Origin of the sequence: Lacibacter luteus (genome assembly GCF_004118265.1) — a bacterium.
Taxonomy (GTDB): Bacteria; Bacteroidota; Bacteroidia; order Chitinophagales; family Chitinophagaceae; genus Lacibacter; species Lacibacter luteus.
The window spans coordinates 241,761-257,089 of sequence record NZ_SDHW01000002.1 but is presented as its reverse complement, the minus strand read 5'-3'; the positions used below and the strand labels follow the sequence as shown (position 1 = coordinate 257,089).

The following is a 15,329-nucleotide window of genomic DNA, read 5'->3' as shown; positions in this document are numbered from 1 at the left end:
TTATCCGTTATCTTTTAACACATAACCCATACCTATTACAGTGTGTATGAGTTTCTGATCGGCATGTGCATCAATTTTTTTACGCAGATAGTTTACGTATACATCTACTACGTTTGTGCCGATATCAAAATTCACTCCCCATACTTCTTCTAAAATATCAATACGGGAAAGCACTTTATTTTTGTTCTTCATAAAATACAGCAACAGTTTATACTCGGTTGTTGTAAGTGAAATTGGTTTGTCGTCACGAACAACTTCTTTTGTATAATCGTTTACTTCAAGATCGGCAAAGCGGTAAATATGTTCTTCCTGCGTTTCAGCAACAAGAGCCCCGCCTTCTATACGCCGCAGCAATGTGCGGATGCGTGCAAGCAATTCAATAAACTTAAAAGGTTTTACCAGGTAATCATCTGCCCCTGTTTCAAGCCCGAGCACAATGTTTTCTGCTGTGCCTAATGCCGTTAAGAACAACAGTGGAATAGTTGTGTTAGATTTCCTGATTTCTTTACAAACTTCCAACCCGTTTTTGTCGGGCAACATAATATCCAGAATAATAAAATCGAAACTGTTTTCGTAAAAAAGATGCAGGCCGGTATTACCGTCGAACGCTACTGTTACATCAAATCCTTCTTCGGTAAGTCCTTTTTTAATAAATGAAACAACGTGCATCTCATCTTCAACCAGCAAAATCTTTTTCATGCTTCTTTCCCTTTATGTAAAACTACTTTTTGTATGGCAAGCCGCAAAAGTACCTTGCCGGTAAGCAAAACACATTAAAACCGGATTAGAGAAGAACAACATCCCCGATTATTAACAAAGCTGGATACAACAAAAAGGCAGTTTTGTTTAAAACTGCCTGAAAGAAGAAATTGTTTTAACCACTATTTAACGACGCCTGATCTTTTCAACCTTGTACATATCTAACGGCACTGCACAGAAGCACTGGTACTTTTCTGTAAGAAGGGTTAAACATGCATTTACCTGTAAACTGTCTACCTGGTAATTGCCAGACAGGTTCTTTAGTTTTACCGGTTTGTTACCAAGATCGGCAGAGATAAAATACCAACCCAATCCGTCAACAGCGGGTTCGCCGCCCCAACGAATCATGCCATCGGTACATGTTGCCTCTTTTGTACAGGAAGAAAACAAAGTAAGCGTAAACGTTAAAAGCAAAAGATGTTTCATAAAAGGTTGACAGCTTCACTATCCTTTCCGTTGCATAATAAGACTGATTACTTTTTCCATTTTAGGATCACGATTTTGCCGTATGCTTTCGGCGCTGGCTTTTATTTCAATATCGGGTAATACACCGTGCCCGTCTTTCGGATAGTTTTTGTTGTTTACAATACGGTATAGGGGTAACCGTACACGAAGTTTACTATTGGGTAAAACCATTTCGGGAATAAACACGCCATTGTTGCCATAATAACCGCCACCGGTTTCTTCGCCAACAATGGTTACATTTTCTTTTCCTTTTACAACGGCTGCAAAAAGTGTAGTGGCAGAAAAAGAATAGCCTCCTGTTACAATATATACTTTGCCCGAAAAATGTTGCGGCAGCGGTTGATATTGTTTGTGGTGGAAGAAACGGAAATCATACATGCTGTCGTTTTTCTTACGGTTAAGAAAAAACAAACCCAGGTTAAAAATAAACCGACGGCTGATTTTTGCTTCGGAATGAACCTTATGTGTAACCGAATAAATGGAATCGGTAAACGAAAAGGGTTCGTTGCAAACCAGCCTTGTTAAATACAACGATGATTTAATTAAACCACCGCCATTGTTGCGCACATCAATTACAAGGTGTTTGATGTTCTTTTTCTTTAGCGTACGAAAACTTGATTTTAAAAAATGTTTGCTGAGTGCTGTACTGAAACTGCTGATGCGGAGTGTTGCATAGGTGCCAGTAGAATCGATACTAAAACTACGGGTGCGTTGCAGTCTGCGTTGCCTGTCGCTCAACTCCTGTTCACGTGCCGGCTGTTGTTGTGGCGGTGGCGGAGCTGTTGTAAAATTTACAGGTCTGCGACGAATACTGTCTTTTGTCGGATCATATACATCGATGGTTCGCTGCTGCTCAACTCCCTTATCGTTTAAAAAAACAATATTATACTTGTCTTTTAAGCCAAACCGCATATTGTAATAGGTACTGAAGTTGTTGCTGAGGTTCTGGTAGCTGAAATTTTTCGCATTGCCATCAATAGAAACAAGCGGTAGCAACGTATCAATAATACTTCTCGCATTCATTCCGTTGATGCTGCGTAATGAAGTTCCGGTACGTATAAATGAATCTCTGCGGTTGATGTTGGTTGTAACAACCAGGGAAGAATCGTCGATCACTTTTGCAATAAGCGGAAAAGTTTTCAAACGCAACCCATCGGTATAGCGGTAATAGCTACGGGAAAAACGTACACTGGTGTGCCCACATCGGATGGGGAAAATTGTTTCGGCAATAACTGCACGAAACTGTACTTCGTTCAGCGAATCGGTTAGTCTTGCATAAGCCCGTTGAAACGATGCCTCTACTTCTTCTTTTGATGTATACCAATATAAAGAAGGGTGATTTTGTTTGAGTGTTTGCTCCATCATCTGCACATCTTCTTTCAGTTTATCTGCACTGAATTTACGTTCAGGACTATAGCCAATACTTCCTGTTGCCGAACAGGAAGTAAGTGCATAGCTCAACAATGCCCAACCAATAAAGCCGATGTTTTTCATGTATTATTATTTGCTGAAGGCGTTCCAGCCCTGTGCTGTAAGCTCGTGCTTATTGCCGCCTCTTGTAATAATATGTGCCCCTTCTGCTGCTTCGGTTACATAACCTACAACACGAATACCGTTTACATCTTTAATTTTATCGTAATCGCTTTGCGAAAGTGTAAACACGAGTTCGTAATCTTCACCACCACTTAATGCGCAGGCAGTAGGATCTATTTCCAGCTTGTAAGCAAAATCTTTTGCATCGGGATGTACAGGAATTTTGTCTTCGTACAGCACTGCACCAACTTCACTTTGTTTGCATATGTGGAGCACTTCGCTGCTGAGGCCATCGCTGATGTCCATCATTGCAGTTGGAACGATCTTTTCTTTTTCAAAAAATTCAATAATATCTCTGCGGGCTTCAGGTTTTAATAAACGGCCTACAATGTAATCCCTGTTTTCAAGATCGGGTTGCACACCTTTTGTTTCAAGAAAAATTTTCTTCTCTCTTTCCAATAACAACAAGCCGAGGTAAGCACCACCAAGGTAACCGCTTACACAAATTAAATCGTTTGGTTTGGCTGTGCTGCGTTTTACATATTGATCGGGTGCTACTTCGCCAATAGCCGTTACGCTGATCACAAATCCTTTACTGGAGGAAGTGGTATCGCCACCGATCAGATCAACACCATATTCTTCGCAAGCTACATACACGCCATCGTAAAACTCTTCCAATGCTTCAAGACTGAAACGGTTACTTACAGCAAGGCTTAAGGTAATTTGTGTTGGTGTAGCGTTCATGGCATAGATATCGCTCACATTCACCACCACACTTTTATAACCGAGATGTTTCAGCGGTGTATACATTAAATCGAAATGCACACCTTCAATCAACAAATCGGTAGTGATAACCGTTTGCTTGCCGAAATGATCAATTACCGCAGCATCATCACCCACACCAAGTATGGTTGATGCATTCTGATGCTCAATATTTTTCGTGAGATGATCAATTAAACCAAACTCACCAAGAGAGGATATTTCTGTACGTTCTTCACTCATAAAAAACCATTTACGAAATACGAAGTACGAAGTACGCAGGTGCAACAGTACAATTATTTGTTGCATTCCCGATACGTTACCCGTATAACTTGTTTGTTACTGTTTATTTAATTTTTCTCTTGTAGTAATAATAGACGTTACAAGAATTTTTAATAATTCGTTTGCTTCTTTTATCAACCTGTCGATGTTTTCTGCAACAGCTGCATTGAATACTTTGAGCAACTCAAGAAAGTAAATGCTTTCATCCGCTTCTTCTTCACAGATCTTCAACTTGTTTAAAAAATCTGCATCCGACTTTGCTCTTCTGGCCGCTCTGTAATTTGCACCAACCGATGACGAACTCCTGACCAGCTGCATTCCATACGCTTTGTTTACCATGCTAAAAGGTAAGGCGGAAATCAACATTCCAACCTCAACGGAAAATTGAAATGTACGTTGTTTCATGTCTTGCATAGATTATAGTTAAGGTTATGTATAATCAACAACTTAAAAAACAAGAACTTCAAGTTTACCCCAAAAGCAGCACGTTACACTTGCGTACTTCTAACTTCGTACCTCGTACTTTCTCAGAGTTTCTTCCTGTCATTGATCACTTCCACCAGCTCATCGTGTATTTTACCGTTGGTAGCAACAAGATGCGGTTGGTAAGGTGAGTAATGATTGCCTTCAAAGTCGGTTACTTTACCGCCGGCTTCTTCTACAAGCAGAAAACCTGCAGCACTATCCCATGCATTGAGCTTGTGTTCGTAAAATCCATCAAAGCGTCCGGCGGCTACCCAGCAAAGATCAATAGCTGCACTACCCAAGCGACGAACAGGAACACCTTTGCGGATAAAACGTTCAAACACCTGTAATGGTCCATTGGGCATATCCAAATAGGTATAAGGAAAACCAGTAACCATGCAGGCTTTTATCAGTTCGCTCTGTTCACTAACATAAATGCGTTTATCGTTGAGGTAGGCACCCTCTCCACGTTCTGCAAAAAAGAATTCGTTCATAAACGGGTTGTACACGGCACCAAGCACCATCTTGCCATCTTTTTCAACAGCAATACTTACGCAACAGATAGGAATACCGTTGGCGAAGTTTACTGTGCCATCGATCGGGTCGATGATCCATTTGTAATTGGAATCCTGCGGCAATTCGCCCGATTCTTCGCTGAGGATATAATGATCGGGGAAATCCTGTTTAATTACTTCGAAGATGGCTTTCTCCGCTGCATGATCGGCTTCGGTTACAAGATTGTTTACACCTTCTTTGTTGTGTACGGCATAATCACGATGAAAAAAATGGGTAAGCTGTTCTGCACCCGCTTTTGTAGCATTGATCAGTGTTTGTTTAAGCATGCGCAAAGATAACCCCGATAGATTTGTGATTACAGAATTTAACAGCCCGACTTTTATAGTAATATATTTGCTTTGATCGGTCGTGGATTTTAGATTTGAATTTTTTAACCTGTATGCAGCTTTCGGTAATCATTGTTAATTATAATGTGAAGTTTTTCCTTGAGCAGTGTTTGCTTTCGGTACAAAAGGCTATACAGCAGATGGATGCCGAGCTTTGGGTGGTAGACAATGCATCAACCGATGGTAGCAGAGCCTACCTTGAACCGAAGTTTCCCCAGGTGAAATTTTGCTGGAACAGTGAGAATATTGGCTTTGGACGGGCCTGTAACCAGGCGCTTGCACAGGCAAAGGGTGAGTACATTCTCTTTTTAAACCCCGATACGATTGTGCCGGAAGATTGCTTTACTGCCTGCATCAGCTTTTTTAAACAAACACCCGATGCCGGTGCATTAGGTATTCGCATGCTTGATGGTGCCGGTCGTTTTTTACCCGAAAGCAAACGTTCATTTCCGGCGCCGCTTACATCGTTTTACAAACTCAGCGGACTTGCAGCTTTGTTTCCAAAATCGAAAACCTTTGGGCGTTATCACTTAGGTTATCTCGACGAACATAAAAATCATGCAGTAGATGTGTTGGCCGGTGCGTTTATGTTTATACCCAAGGCTGTACTGGAAAAAACCGGCGGTTTTGATGAAAGTTTTTTTATGTATGGCGAAGATGTGGATCTCAGCTACCGCATACAGGAAGCAGGGTATAAAAATTACTATTACAGCGAACGCTCCATCTTACATTTTAAAGGCGAAAGCACAAAAAAAACATCGGTAAACTATGTACGGATGTTTTACGATGCCATGAGCCGGTTTGTAAAAAAGCACTACTCATCATCAAGCGCAGGTTTGTTTGCCACGCTCATAAGCGCAGCAATCTGGATGCGTGCTTTTTTAAGTTTGATCAAACGCTTTATACAACGTGTTGGCTTGCCGTTGCTCGATGCGGTATTAATTATTGCATCGTTTCTTTTGGCAAAATATGTATGGACACATTTTATACGTCCCGAAATTGTTTATCAAAACAAATTACTCTGGCTTTCGTTTGTAGGCTTTTCGGGTTTGTTTTTACTGGTGAGTTATTACACCGGTTTGTACGATAAACAGTTTAGGTATAAAAATCTTTTTCAATCGAATCTTATTTCGATGCTCATTATACTTGCCGTGTATTCGCTGATGCCTGAAGAATATCGTTTTTCAAGAGGCATGGTGTTACTCGGTTCGGTATTCAGCTATTTGTTTCTGTATGCATGGCGACAGCTGCTATTAAAAACAGCTGTGCTTGAAAAAGCAATAGATGAAGAAGATTATTTTTCCATCATTGCCGGTACACAGGCCGATCTGCAAAAAGTAAATCAGCTGCTGCAACAAAACGGAAGAAGAAAAACAGTACAGGGCTTTATAAGTCCGATTGCAGAAGAACATGCGTTGGGGCCCGTAACAGAACTGCCACAGCTTTTACAAAACACGCCGGCCAATGAGTTACTGATGTGTGAAAGCACTCATCTTTCGTTTGCAGAAATTATTGGTTTGTACGAGCCGGCCGGCAAAAAAGTAAAACTGCGTTTACACGCCAACGGAAGTGAAAGCATTATCGGCAGCGATTCGAAAAACGAAGCAGGCGAAGTGCTGCACAACGAGCAATACCAACTGGCAACGGAAATTAATCTGCGGCTTAAACGGTTGATCGACATCAGCACATCTTTGTTTTTCCTGCTAACATTTCCGGTTCATTTTATTATAAACAGACATCCGCTGGGTTTATTAAAACAAAGTGCAGCAGTATTGGCAGGTAAAAAAACATGGGTGGGTTATTCGGCTATGCGTAAACAGTTACCACAGCTGCCGGCTTCGGTTGTAGGTCCGGCGGGTATACCACATGGTTTATCTAAGTTGAAAGAAGAAGGTTTGCTCATGGCCGACGAATGGTATGCAAAGGAATATGAGCCGCAATACGACCTTGCAACCATCTTTACAAATTATCAAAAATTAGGCAATAAGTAGCGTTGAGTTGCTACATTTGTCGTTACTGAACGGTAAGCATGTCATTAATTGAAATTAAACTTCCGAAGTCGTTGAGCAAGGCGCTCAATCTGCCTGTTAATTCACCCAAGCGTCAGCAAATAAAAGTGCTGAAAAAGCTGTTGAAGAAGGCGAAGCATACCGAATTCGGTCAGCAATATCATTTCGATGAAATTCTGAACAGTCGCCATCTTGGAAAACGTTTCCAGGAGTTGGTACCTGTACACGATTACAATAAAATTTATAATAACTGGTGGTATAAAACTCTGCAGGGCGCAACAGATGTTTGCTGGCCAGGCAAAATCAAATTTTATGCACTCAGTTCCGGTACAAGTGAAGCAGCCAGCAAATATATTCCCATCACTAACGATCTTATGAGTGGCAACCGTATTGCAATGATCAAACAGTTGCTCTCCCTGCGTACTTACGAAAACTTGCCGGTACGCAGTGTAAGTAAAGGTTGGCTGATGTTGGGCGGCAGTACCGATTTGCAAAAAGGCCCGGGCTATTACGCAGGCGATCTCAGTGGTATTACAGCTAAGAAAATGCCGTTCTGGTTTACACCTTTTTACAAACCGGGTAAAGAAATTGCCAAAACAAAAGACTGGAATAAGAAACTTGATTTTATTGTTGAGCAGGCGCCTAACTGGGATATTGGTTTTGTAGTAGGTGTACCGGCGTGGATACAGATGTGTATGGAAATGATCATTGAGCGTTACCAGCTCAAATCAATTCACGACATCTGGCCAAACCTTGCATTTTTTGTACATGGTGGTGTATCGTTTGAGCCATATAAACATGGTTTTGAAAAACTCATCAGCAAGCCGCTTATTTATATTGAAACCTATCTCGCAAGCGAAGGGTTTATTGCCTATCAGAACAGACAGGATGCAGAAGGCATGAAACTGGTTACAAACGAACACATCTTTCATGAGTTTGTTCCTTTCGAGGATAAAAATTTTGATGCCGACGGTAATATTAAACCCGATGCAGAAACATTGATGATTCACGAAGTGGAAGAAGGAAAAGACTATGCATTGCTTATAAGCACAAGCGCCGGCACATGGCGTTATCTTATTGGCGATACAGTTCGCTTTACCAATAAAGAGCAATGCGAAATTATTATTACCGGTCGCACTAAACATTTTCTGTCGCTTGTGGGCGAACATCTGAGTGTAGATAACATGAACAAAGCGGTGCAGGTGGTAAGCGAAGAGTTGAATGTGTCTATTCCTGAATATACCGTTGTAGGTGTGCCGCACGGCAATTTCTTTGCGCACCATTGGTATGTAGCCTGCGACGATCATGCAAACGCAGAGGAGTTGCGTATACGTATTGATGAAGCACTGAAAGAAATTAACGATGATTATGCGGTGGAACGTGGCAGTGCATTGAAAGAAGTTTTTCTTGATATTTTACCCGAATCAACCTTTATGGAATTTATGAAGCTGAAAGGTAAAGTTGGGGGGCAACATAAATTTCCCCGTGTACTGAAGGGCAAAATGCTCAACGACTGGCAACAGTTTTTAACAACAGGTACATTGTAATTTTCAACAACAGGAAAAGATTAAATAATTTAAACGCAGAGCAAACCCTCTGCGTTTTTTGTGTTTCAATTTTGCGTAGCAATAACCATACTCTAAAAAAATCAAAGTACATTCACACACTTTTCAATTAATGCGATTTTTTAAAAATGACCGAAGCAATCATTAAAGGCTTAGCACTAGGATTATTGCTGTCCATCAGCATGGGCCCGGTTATTTTTTCCATCATCAAACAAAGTATCAACAACGGACACAGAGGCGGGCTGTCGTTTGTGGTTGGCGTATCGGCCAGCGATCTTACACTGGTACTTGTAAGCAATATTTTTACCGAGCTGTTCAACCGCTTACTTCGTTTCGAAAAATTAATTGGCATTGGCGGCAGTTGTTTGCTTATTGGTTTAGGTATTTACTTTCTCTTTTTTAAAAAAATAAAACTCAGCGATACCGGCGATGGCATGGAAATGAAACGAACAGCAGGCGATTTTGTACGTATTTTCTTTGCCGGTTATTTTATGAACACACTTAACCCGAGTGTAATTGCTTTTTGGTTTACCTGGGCAACAGCTTTTATTACCATGCCCGTAAATGAACGTATTGCCACATTTGCCGCCTGCTTATCGTTGGTTTTTTTGTTCGATCTGCTGAAAGTCTTTTTAGCCAACAAACTGCGTAACCGCTTAACATTAAAAACAATCGGCATCATTAATAAAATATCAGGATTGATACTTATTGTGTTTGGTGTTTTGCTGATTGTTGGATTGTTGTTTTACAGGCAGAATAGTGTAGCTTAACTTCTTAACAAACAATTTCAATTTTGTGCTGTTCTTTTGGGGCTTACAAATGAAATCAAAACTTTTACTCTTTTTTTTATTCTTTACCGCAACTGCAGCAACTGCACAGTTTAACGAACTGGTTTTACGTAAAAACGGTATTGCCTTAAAGCGCTTTCGTGAAGGTTCTGTTATTACGCTGCAAACAAAACTGGGCATGCGTTATACCGGCGTTATTTATCTTATTCAAAAAGACAGTATTTATTTTTCGGGTGGTGGTATTCACATGCGTGATGTTGCTGTTGTATATAAAAAGCAAAAAGGCCGTCATCGTGTATTGCCAGTTGATGGTAAAACGTTTTTAATTACAAATGCAGGTATTCCATTGTTTACAGCCGGACTGGTTATTAGTGGTGAGCCGTTTCGGCAATCGTTATTAGGAGCTATCGGGCTGGTGTACATTCCGGTTGCATTATATAATCTGCAGCAATTGATTTTTAAAGCAAATAAGCGTTATCGCATTGGCTCGAAATACGATTTGCAAATGCTGGATTTTTACCCGCCTGAAAAAGTGCCCGAAAAAAATCAGTAACGTATATTGCAAGCATGGCAGCGAATAAATCCAAATCCACCAACAGAACTTTCTGGCAAAAAACATTTCGTTTTCTTAAACGGCTTTTCCTTTTTCTTTTTATTGCGCAGTTTGTTTACATCATTTTACTCAAATGGGTCGACCCTCCTTTTACCCTTACACAACTTGTAAGTTTGGTTAAAGGCGAAGGGGTGAAACGTGATTATATCGCTATTGAAAATATGGGCACTAATGCACGGCTTGCTGTAATTGCAGAAGAAGATCAACTCTTTCCCGACCACGGCGGTTTCGATTGGAAGCTGATTGAAAAAGCCATGAAGCATAATGAGAAAAAGCCCAATCGTGTACGAGGGGCATCTACCTTATCGCAACAAACAGCAAAGAATGTTTTTTTATGGCAGGGGAGAAGCTGGTTCCGAAAGGGGTTGGAAGTGTATTTTACAAAAATGATTGAATGGATATGGGGTAAAAAGCGCATACTCGAAGTGTACCTGAATGTAGTGGAAATGGGTAAAGGGGTATACGGCATAGAAGCAGCTGCTCAACAGTTTTACAGTAAGCCGGCAAAAAATCTTACACGTATTGAAGCTGCACAAATTGCTTCCTCGTTACGCAACCCCAAAAAATACACTGTAAAACCTTTGTCGGTTGCTGTGCGTGCACGAACACCGTGGGTGCTTCGACAAATGAATAATTTAGAAGGCGACACCGATGTGCAGCAACTTATTCGTGACGATGTACCTGCTATAGCCAAGCCGGTAAAGAAAAAACGATCAAGTAAATAAATGATTGATTGCTTTAACGGCATTTTGTAAACGTTCTTCGTAACCACCCGAAACAACGGCCCAAGGTGTTGACTGCTGCTGCATTTGTTCTTCGTAAATCGAAAACAAATCTTCCCTTACATCCTGTTCGGGGTATTCCCTAAGTTCATCCTGCACCCATGGAATATCGGGTTTGCAGAGCAGGTAAAAATCTACAGTTTGTTTAGTAAGCTCATCAAGAATCCAAGGATCGCAGGAGCCGAACACCACTTCGCTCCAAACCTTCATTACATGCATATCGGTATCAAAAAAAACAGCCGATGCTTTTTTTTCAATTGCATCCTGCATGTATTGTTGTGAAAGTTCAAGTTGATTTTCTGCAATAATCAACAGGTCGTCGGCTGTATATGGTCTTCCTAAAAAAAGTAAATATTCACGTGCATATTCCGGACACCAAACTGCATGAAAATGGTTTGCCAGTTGTTCGCTTAAATAAGATTTGCCGGTCGATTCAGGTCCGAGTAATACAATTCGTTTTGGGTGCGCCATAAAGGTTGCAAAATAACGGGTGATTGAATATCAGACAATGGGAATTCTGCTATCGTAATTTTACCTTTCTTTTCCATTCAGCTAGTCCGTAAGAAGCCATTACAAGTAATACCAGGTAATAAACACTTGTAAATACAAGTCCTTTTACAAAATACAATGGTATCGATGAAATGTTCGTTGCAAGCCACCAATACCAACTTTCAACTTTTTTCTTCGCCATCAGCCACATACCTGTAAATGCAGATGCAGCTGCAAAAGCATCGGCCCAGGGTATGGCACCCGGATAAAATCCGTTCTTTAAAAAAGTAAGGCAGGCAAAAAGTGTAACATAGAATGCGGCAAAAAAAACAAACTGGTACTTCCACCAACGTTTGTCGGAAAGACTGATTTCAACAACATGCTGTTGTGCTTTATCTTTCAATGTCCATAACCACCAGCCGTACAGGCTCATAATGGTGTAGTAAACGTTTACCGCTGCTTCACCAAGTAGCTGGTATTTATAGCTCAAATAAATATAAATAATCGTACTGGCTAATCCTGTAGGATAAACTAGGATATTTTCCTTTCGGCTGTACCAAACGCTGATGATACCACTGGCAACAGCAACATACTCGTACCAGGTTGTTTGTTGCATACCTGTTAAGAACTGCTGCCATACTGTTTCTACCATAGCTCAAAAATGCAGTTAATTTTCATTTTTACGATGGAAAAACTTTTCATCCATCTTTGCAGAAATTTGTTTGTTATGACGATTGCTGTTCTTGGAGCCGGTATGGTAGGCCGTGCCATTGCACATGATCTTGCTGCAACTTTTGATGTAACTTCTTTTGATGCTAATGCACAAAACCTTGCTTTGTTGCAGAAACATTGTGCAACAATAAAAACGCAGGTAACCGATTTACGCAATACCGGCACATACACTACAATGCTTGCAGGCTTTGATTTTGTTGTTACCGCAGTACCCGGCTTTATGGGTTTTGAAACATTAAAGGCAGTGATCAATGCAGGAAAAAATGTGGTTGACATTTCCTTCTTTCCCGAAGATGTGTTGCAACTCGATGCATTGGCAAAAGAAAAAAATGTAACCGCTATTGTTGATTGTGGTGTGGCGCCTGGCATGAGTAACTGGATTATTGGTCGCTACAATGCAGAAATGAAGATCGATGCATTTGAAATTTATGTAGGCGGATTGCCCTTACATCCAAAACCACCTTTCTTTTACAAAGCACCGTTCTCACCCATTGATGTAATTGAAGAATATACACGACCTGCACGTTTAAAAGAAAACGGAACAGTTGTTACCAAGCCTGCTCTCACCGACCGAAAGATGATGGAGTTTGAAGCTGTGGGAACTTTGGAAGCATTCAATACAGATGGGCTACGTTCGCTCTTATTCACCATGCCGCATATTCCCACACAGATCGAGCAAACACTCCGTTATCCCGGACATATCGATTTGATTGTTGCATTACAACAAAGCGGTTTCTTAAGCGAAGAAAAAATAACTGTGAATGGAAAAGAAATAGCACCACTTCAACTAACTACAAAACTATTGATCGATCAATGGAAGCTGGGCGAAACAGAAGAAGAGTTAACAGTAATGAAAGTGTTACTGCATGGCGAAGGCAAAACAATTGAATACGATCTGCTGGATAAATACGATACAGCCACACAAACATCATCCATGGCACGCACAACAGGTTATACCTGTACGGCAGCTTTGCAGTTGATGGCGCAAAACCTGTTTACGGAGAAAGGTGTTTTTCCGCCGGAACTGATCGGGCACCGGAAAGATTGTTTTGATTTTGTGCTGAACTACCTGGAGCAACGGGGCGTTCATTGGAAAAAGAAAAACTGACGAAAGTTTCATTCGTTGAGTAGGCGGCGAATGTGTTTTTCTGTTAGTTTTACCAGCTCAAAACAAAAAACAAACATTATGATACGTCACGCAACAGCCGTTTGGAATGGCTCAGGAAAAGAAGGTAATGGTGTGCTTACTACACAAAGCACTGTTTTAAGCAATACACAATATTCTTATCTCTCCCGTTTCGAAAGCGGAGTTGGTACAAACCCTGAAGAATTGGTAGCAGCTGCACATGCAGGTTGTTTTGCTATGAAGCTGAGCTTTGTATTAGGTGCTGCAGGTTTTACTCCTGAAAGCCTGGAAACAAAATGTGAGATCACTTTTGTTGATGGAACTTTAAGCAAATCGCACCTCATCTTAACAGCAAAAGTGCCTGGTATTGATGATGCAAAATTCCAGGAGTGTGTGAAGGATGCAGAAACAAACTGCCCTATCTCTAAACTGTTGGGTAAAGGTTTGGAAATTTCAAGCACTGCAACACTGGTTGCATAATTGATAGCAATTTCTTTTACAGCCGGTTTTCAAATGAAGACCGGCTTTTTTATTTTACAGTATGGAAAAGATAAATGTTGCAGAAAAGTTTACACTGTTCAACGATTACTGGAGTCCGCAGATTGCAGGTGAGTTAAACGGACAACAGGTAAAGCTGGTGAAATTTAAAGGACCGTTCACCTGGCACCATCATGAAAACGAAGATGAATTGTTTTATGTGGTGAAGGGAAGTTTTGACATGGAGTTTCGTGATAGAACAGTTACGCTCAACGAAGGTGAGTTTATTGTTGTGCCAAGAGGCATTGAACACCGGCCCAATGCAAAAGAAGAAGTGCATGTGCTGTTGTTTGAACCTGCCACTACTTTAAACACGGGTAATGTAGAGAATGATTTTACGAAGAAGGAGTTGGGGAGGTTGTGAGGTTGATCCAGTAACAATAACACAATTGTTTTGAGAAAATCTTATACAAAAACAGTTGCTTAAGTGTCATAACTTCCGTCCCACGGTTCGCTAAACGCAATTGTTGAATTTGGTTGCAGTTCAATAAAGCCCGATTCTTCATGAGGAATCAATCCAAACCTTTCGCCATCTATCGTTGTTTGAAACATTTTTATTTCAATATCGCTAAACTCTATTTCTCCTAACTCCTCAACCATAGTATCAAGCTTGGAATATAGCGTCATATCATTAACCTGGTTAGCAGAACCACCAAGCCAATGTTTTGTTTCAATGTAATTCCCTTCTTTATCAAACAAATGAAGTAATACATACTCGTTTCGGTAATCTTGCCAATCGCCTTTAATGTCTTTTGGCAAAACAGTCCAAACGAAAGTAGTGTAACCCCAAAACTGAAATCCATCACTTGTTTTCCCCAAATAGTGCGTGTGGTAATCTTCAATTCTTTCTATAGGAATTTTTTCAGGGAATTTCATCTATAATTTTCATTTTACTGAAGAGATTATAACAATGCTCAAAAGTATTAGCTTCTTTGCTTTGTTATGGCACAAGATACTTTTTTGATGGCCTCAAATATTTGATTCCTTTTTTTGTACTGAATCTCGTAGGCACCTGGTTCCCATTCTGCACCACTTCAAAATGTAAATGCGGAAAAGCAGAATAACCGGTATTGCCGCTGTAACCAATTACTTGTCCTTTCACTACTTTATCAGCAACTTTAACCACCACGCCATCTTTTTTTAAATGCCAGTAATGAGCAACTGAGCCATCGCTATGCTGTATGCTGATGAAGTTGCCATCGGAAAGGTGTTCAGGTTTTAATCCGCCTTTGTCACTATCGCTTCTTACTGCAATAACAGTTCCTTCTCTTGCTGCACAAATGGTTGTTCCTTCTTTTACTTTAAAGTCGAGTGCATTCTCTCCTTTGTGACTGAACTTGCTGTCATAAGCCTGTACTAAATACACCTTTTTTCCTTTTTGAAAAGGTAAGGCATAGATATATGTTTTGTCAGTTGTAAAAGAACCATTCTTTAATTCACGGATGGAATAGTCGGATTGGGTTTGAGCATGAAGAATTGACCCAGAGATAAGAAACAATAATATGGTACAGGCAAATTTCATT

At 40.5% G+C, this 15,329-nt stretch carries 18 protein-coding genes; 8 read left to right on the top strand and 10 right to left on the bottom strand.

Features of this window, described 5'->3' with window-relative positions:
• From ESA94_RS08750 to ESA94_RS08725, 6 genes are all read right to left on the bottom strand, one after another.
• Positions 1-699, bottom strand: a complete 699-nt coding sequence (locus ESA94_RS08750; RefSeq protein ID WP_129130509.1) for a response regulator transcription factor — start codon at positions 697-699, stop codon at positions 1-3.
• Positions 700-885: 186 nt separating this feature from the next.
• Complete coding sequence (locus ESA94_RS08745) at positions 886-1,185, bottom strand: hypothetical protein (RefSeq protein ID WP_129130508.1); 300 nt, start codon at positions 1,183-1,185, stop codon at positions 886-888.
• Positions 1,186-1,203: 18 nt separating this feature from the next.
• Positions 1,204-2,718 carry a S41 family peptidase gene (locus ESA94_RS08740; protein ID WP_129130507.1) on the bottom strand — a complete coding sequence of 505 codons (1,515 nt, stop codon included), beginning with the start codon at positions 2,716-2,718 and terminating at the stop codon, positions 1,204-1,206.
• A gap of 6 nt (positions 2,719-2,724) precedes the next feature.
• Positions 2,725-3,825, bottom strand: a complete 1,101-nt coding sequence (thiL, locus tag ESA94_RS08735; RefSeq protein WP_240671017.1) for a thiamine-phosphate kinase — start codon at positions 3,823-3,825, stop codon at positions 2,725-2,727.
• A 30-nt stretch (positions 3,826-3,855) separates the two neighbouring features.
• Complete coding sequence (locus tag ESA94_RS08730) at positions 3,856-4,203, bottom strand: four helix bundle protein (protein ID WP_205755959.1); 348 nt, start codon at positions 4,201-4,203, stop codon at positions 3,856-3,858.
• 122 nt (positions 4,204-4,325) lie between these two features.
• A complete protein-coding gene (locus tag ESA94_RS08725; RefSeq protein ID WP_129130505.1) occupies positions 4,326-5,105 on the bottom strand; it encodes an inositol monophosphatase family protein in 780 nt (259 codons plus the stop codon).
• Positions 5,106-5,218: 113 nt separating this feature from the next.
• Here ESA94_RS08725 and ESA94_RS08720 point away from each other — a divergent pair, with 113 nt between their 5' ends.
• The 5 genes from ESA94_RS08720 to mtgA all read left to right on the top strand — a co-directional run bounded on the left by ESA94_RS08720 (position 5,219) and on the right by mtgA (position 10,865).
• A complete protein-coding gene (locus ESA94_RS08720; RefSeq protein ID WP_129130504.1) occupies positions 5,219-7,156 on the top strand; it encodes a glycosyltransferase family 2 protein in 1,938 nt (645 codons plus the stop codon).
• A 38-nt stretch (positions 7,157-7,194) separates the two neighbouring features.
• Positions 7,195-8,721 carry a GH3 family domain-containing protein gene (locus ESA94_RS08715; protein WP_129130503.1) on the top strand — a complete coding sequence of 509 codons (1,527 nt, stop codon included), beginning with the start codon at positions 7,195-7,197 and terminating at the stop codon, positions 8,719-8,721.
• 146 nt (positions 8,722-8,867) lie between these two features.
• Positions 8,868-9,509, top strand: coding sequence for a LysE family translocator (locus ESA94_RS08710; protein ID WP_129130502.1), 642 nt, complete (start codon positions 8,868-8,870; stop codon positions 9,507-9,509).
• Between the two features lie 49 nt (positions 9,510-9,558).
• Entirely contained in the window at positions 9,559-10,080 is a 522-nt protein-coding gene (locus ESA94_RS08705) for a hypothetical protein (protein WP_129130501.1), read from the top strand.
• A 14-nt stretch (positions 10,081-10,094) separates the two neighbouring features.
• The gene (gene mtgA / locus ESA94_RS08700) at positions 10,095-10,865 is read left to right on the top strand and encodes a monofunctional biosynthetic peptidoglycan transglycosylase (RefSeq protein ID WP_129130500.1); all 771 of its coding nucleotides are present in this window, start codon (positions 10,095-10,097) and stop codon (positions 10,863-10,865) included.
• On the opposite strand, the gene ESA94_RS08695 is transcribed toward mtgA, so the two are convergent.
• Positions 10,854-11,393 (bottom strand): AAA family ATPase, encoded by a 540-nt coding sequence (locus ESA94_RS08695; protein ID WP_129130499.1) that lies wholly within the window; start codon positions 11,391-11,393, stop codon positions 10,854-10,856. The two genes, mtgA and ESA94_RS08695, sit on opposite strands and share 12 nt — an antisense overlap.
• 49 nt (positions 11,394-11,442) lie before the next feature.
• Positions 11,443-12,063, bottom strand: coding sequence for a nicotinamide riboside transporter PnuC (pnuC, locus tag ESA94_RS08690; RefSeq protein ID WP_129130498.1), 621 nt, complete (start codon positions 12,061-12,063; stop codon positions 11,443-11,445).
• 75 nt (positions 12,064-12,138) lie between these two features.
• On the opposite strand from pnuC, the gene ESA94_RS08685 reads away from it, so the two are divergent.
• The 3 genes from ESA94_RS08685 to ESA94_RS08675 all read left to right on the top strand — a co-directional run bounded on the left by ESA94_RS08685 (position 12,139) and on the right by ESA94_RS08675 (position 14,170).
• A complete protein-coding gene (locus ESA94_RS08685; protein ID WP_129130497.1) occupies positions 12,139-13,251 on the top strand; it encodes a saccharopine dehydrogenase family protein in 1,113 nt (370 codons plus the stop codon).
• 78 nt (positions 13,252-13,329) lie between these two features.
• Positions 13,330-13,749, top strand: a complete 420-nt coding sequence (locus ESA94_RS08680) for an OsmC family protein (protein ID WP_129130496.1) — start codon at positions 13,330-13,332, stop codon at positions 13,747-13,749.
• A gap of 61 nt (positions 13,750-13,810) precedes the next feature.
• On the top strand, positions 13,811-14,170 hold the full coding sequence (locus ESA94_RS08675) for a cupin domain-containing protein (protein WP_129130495.1): 360 nt from the start codon (positions 13,811-13,813) through the stop codon (positions 14,168-14,170).
• Positions 14,171-14,229: 59 nt separating this feature from the next.
• On the opposite strand, the gene ESA94_RS08670 is transcribed toward ESA94_RS08675, so the two are convergent.
• Positions 14,230-14,682: a hypothetical protein gene (locus ESA94_RS08670; RefSeq protein ID WP_129130494.1), complete on the bottom strand. Its 453-nt coding sequence runs from the start codon at positions 14,680-14,682 to the stop codon at positions 14,230-14,232.
• A gap of 64 nt (positions 14,683-14,746) precedes the next feature.
• Complete coding sequence (locus ESA94_RS08665) at positions 14,747-15,328, bottom strand: M23 family metallopeptidase (RefSeq protein ID WP_129130493.1); 582 nt, start codon at positions 15,326-15,328, stop codon at positions 14,747-14,749.
• Position 15,329 lies beyond the last annotated feature (1 nt).

What these genes read in the sequence shown, in the direction of transcription:
- ESA94_RS08750 (WP_129130509.1), bottom strand. Translation starts at nt 699, where the DNA reads ATGAAAAAGATTTTGCTGGTTGAAGATGAGATGCACGTTGTTTCATTT.
- ESA94_RS08745 (WP_129130508.1), bottom strand. Translation starts at nt 1,185, where the DNA reads ATGAAACATCTTTTGCTTTTAACGTTTACGCTTACTTTGTTTTCTTCC.
- ESA94_RS08740 (WP_129130507.1), bottom strand. Translation starts at nt 2,718, where the DNA reads ATGAAAAACATCGGCTTTATTGGTTGGGCATTGTTGAGCTATGCACTT.
- thiL (WP_240671017.1), bottom strand. Translation starts at nt 3,825, where the DNA reads ATGCAACAAATAATTGTACTGTTGCACCTGCGTACTTCGTACTTCGTA.
- ESA94_RS08730 (WP_205755959.1), bottom strand. Translation starts at nt 4,203, where the DNA reads ATGAAACAACGTACATTTCAATTTTCCGTTGAGGTTGGAATGTTGATT.
- ESA94_RS08725 (WP_129130505.1), bottom strand. Translation starts at nt 5,105, where the DNA reads ATGCTTAAACAAACACTGATCAATGCTACAAAAGCGGGTGCAGAACAG.
- ESA94_RS08720 (WP_129130504.1), top strand. Translation starts at nt 5,219, where the DNA reads ATGCAGCTTTCGGTAATCATTGTTAATTATAATGTGAAGTTTTTCCTT.
- ESA94_RS08715 (WP_129130503.1), top strand. Translation starts at nt 7,195, where the DNA reads ATGTCATTAATTGAAATTAAACTTCCGAAGTCGTTGAGCAAGGCGCTC.
- ESA94_RS08710 (WP_129130502.1), top strand. Translation starts at nt 8,868, where the DNA reads ATGACCGAAGCAATCATTAAAGGCTTAGCACTAGGATTATTGCTGTCC.
- ESA94_RS08705 (WP_129130501.1), top strand. Translation starts at nt 9,559, where the DNA reads ATGAAATCAAAACTTTTACTCTTTTTTTTATTCTTTACCGCAACTGCA.
- mtgA (WP_129130500.1), top strand. Translation starts at nt 10,095, where the DNA reads ATGGCAGCGAATAAATCCAAATCCACCAACAGAACTTTCTGGCAAAAA.
- ESA94_RS08695 (WP_129130499.1), bottom strand. Translation starts at nt 11,393, where the DNA reads ATGGCGCACCCAAAACGAATTGTATTACTCGGACCTGAATCGACCGGC.
- pnuC (WP_129130498.1), bottom strand. Translation starts at nt 12,063, where the DNA reads ATGGTAGAAACAGTATGGCAGCAGTTCTTAACAGGTATGCAACAAACA.
- ESA94_RS08685 (WP_129130497.1), top strand. Translation starts at nt 12,139, where the DNA reads ATGACGATTGCTGTTCTTGGAGCCGGTATGGTAGGCCGTGCCATTGCA.
- ESA94_RS08680 (WP_129130496.1), top strand. Translation starts at nt 13,330, where the DNA reads ATGATACGTCACGCAACAGCCGTTTGGAATGGCTCAGGAAAAGAAGGT.
- ESA94_RS08675 (WP_129130495.1), top strand. Translation starts at nt 13,811, where the DNA reads ATGGAAAAGATAAATGTTGCAGAAAAGTTTACACTGTTCAACGATTAC.
- ESA94_RS08670 (WP_129130494.1), bottom strand. Translation starts at nt 14,682, where the DNA reads ATGAAATTCCCTGAAAAAATTCCTATAGAAAGAATTGAAGATTACCAC.
- ESA94_RS08665 (WP_129130493.1), bottom strand. Translation starts at nt 15,328, where the DNA reads ATGAAATTTGCCTGTACCATATTATTGTTTCTTATCTCTGGGTCAATT.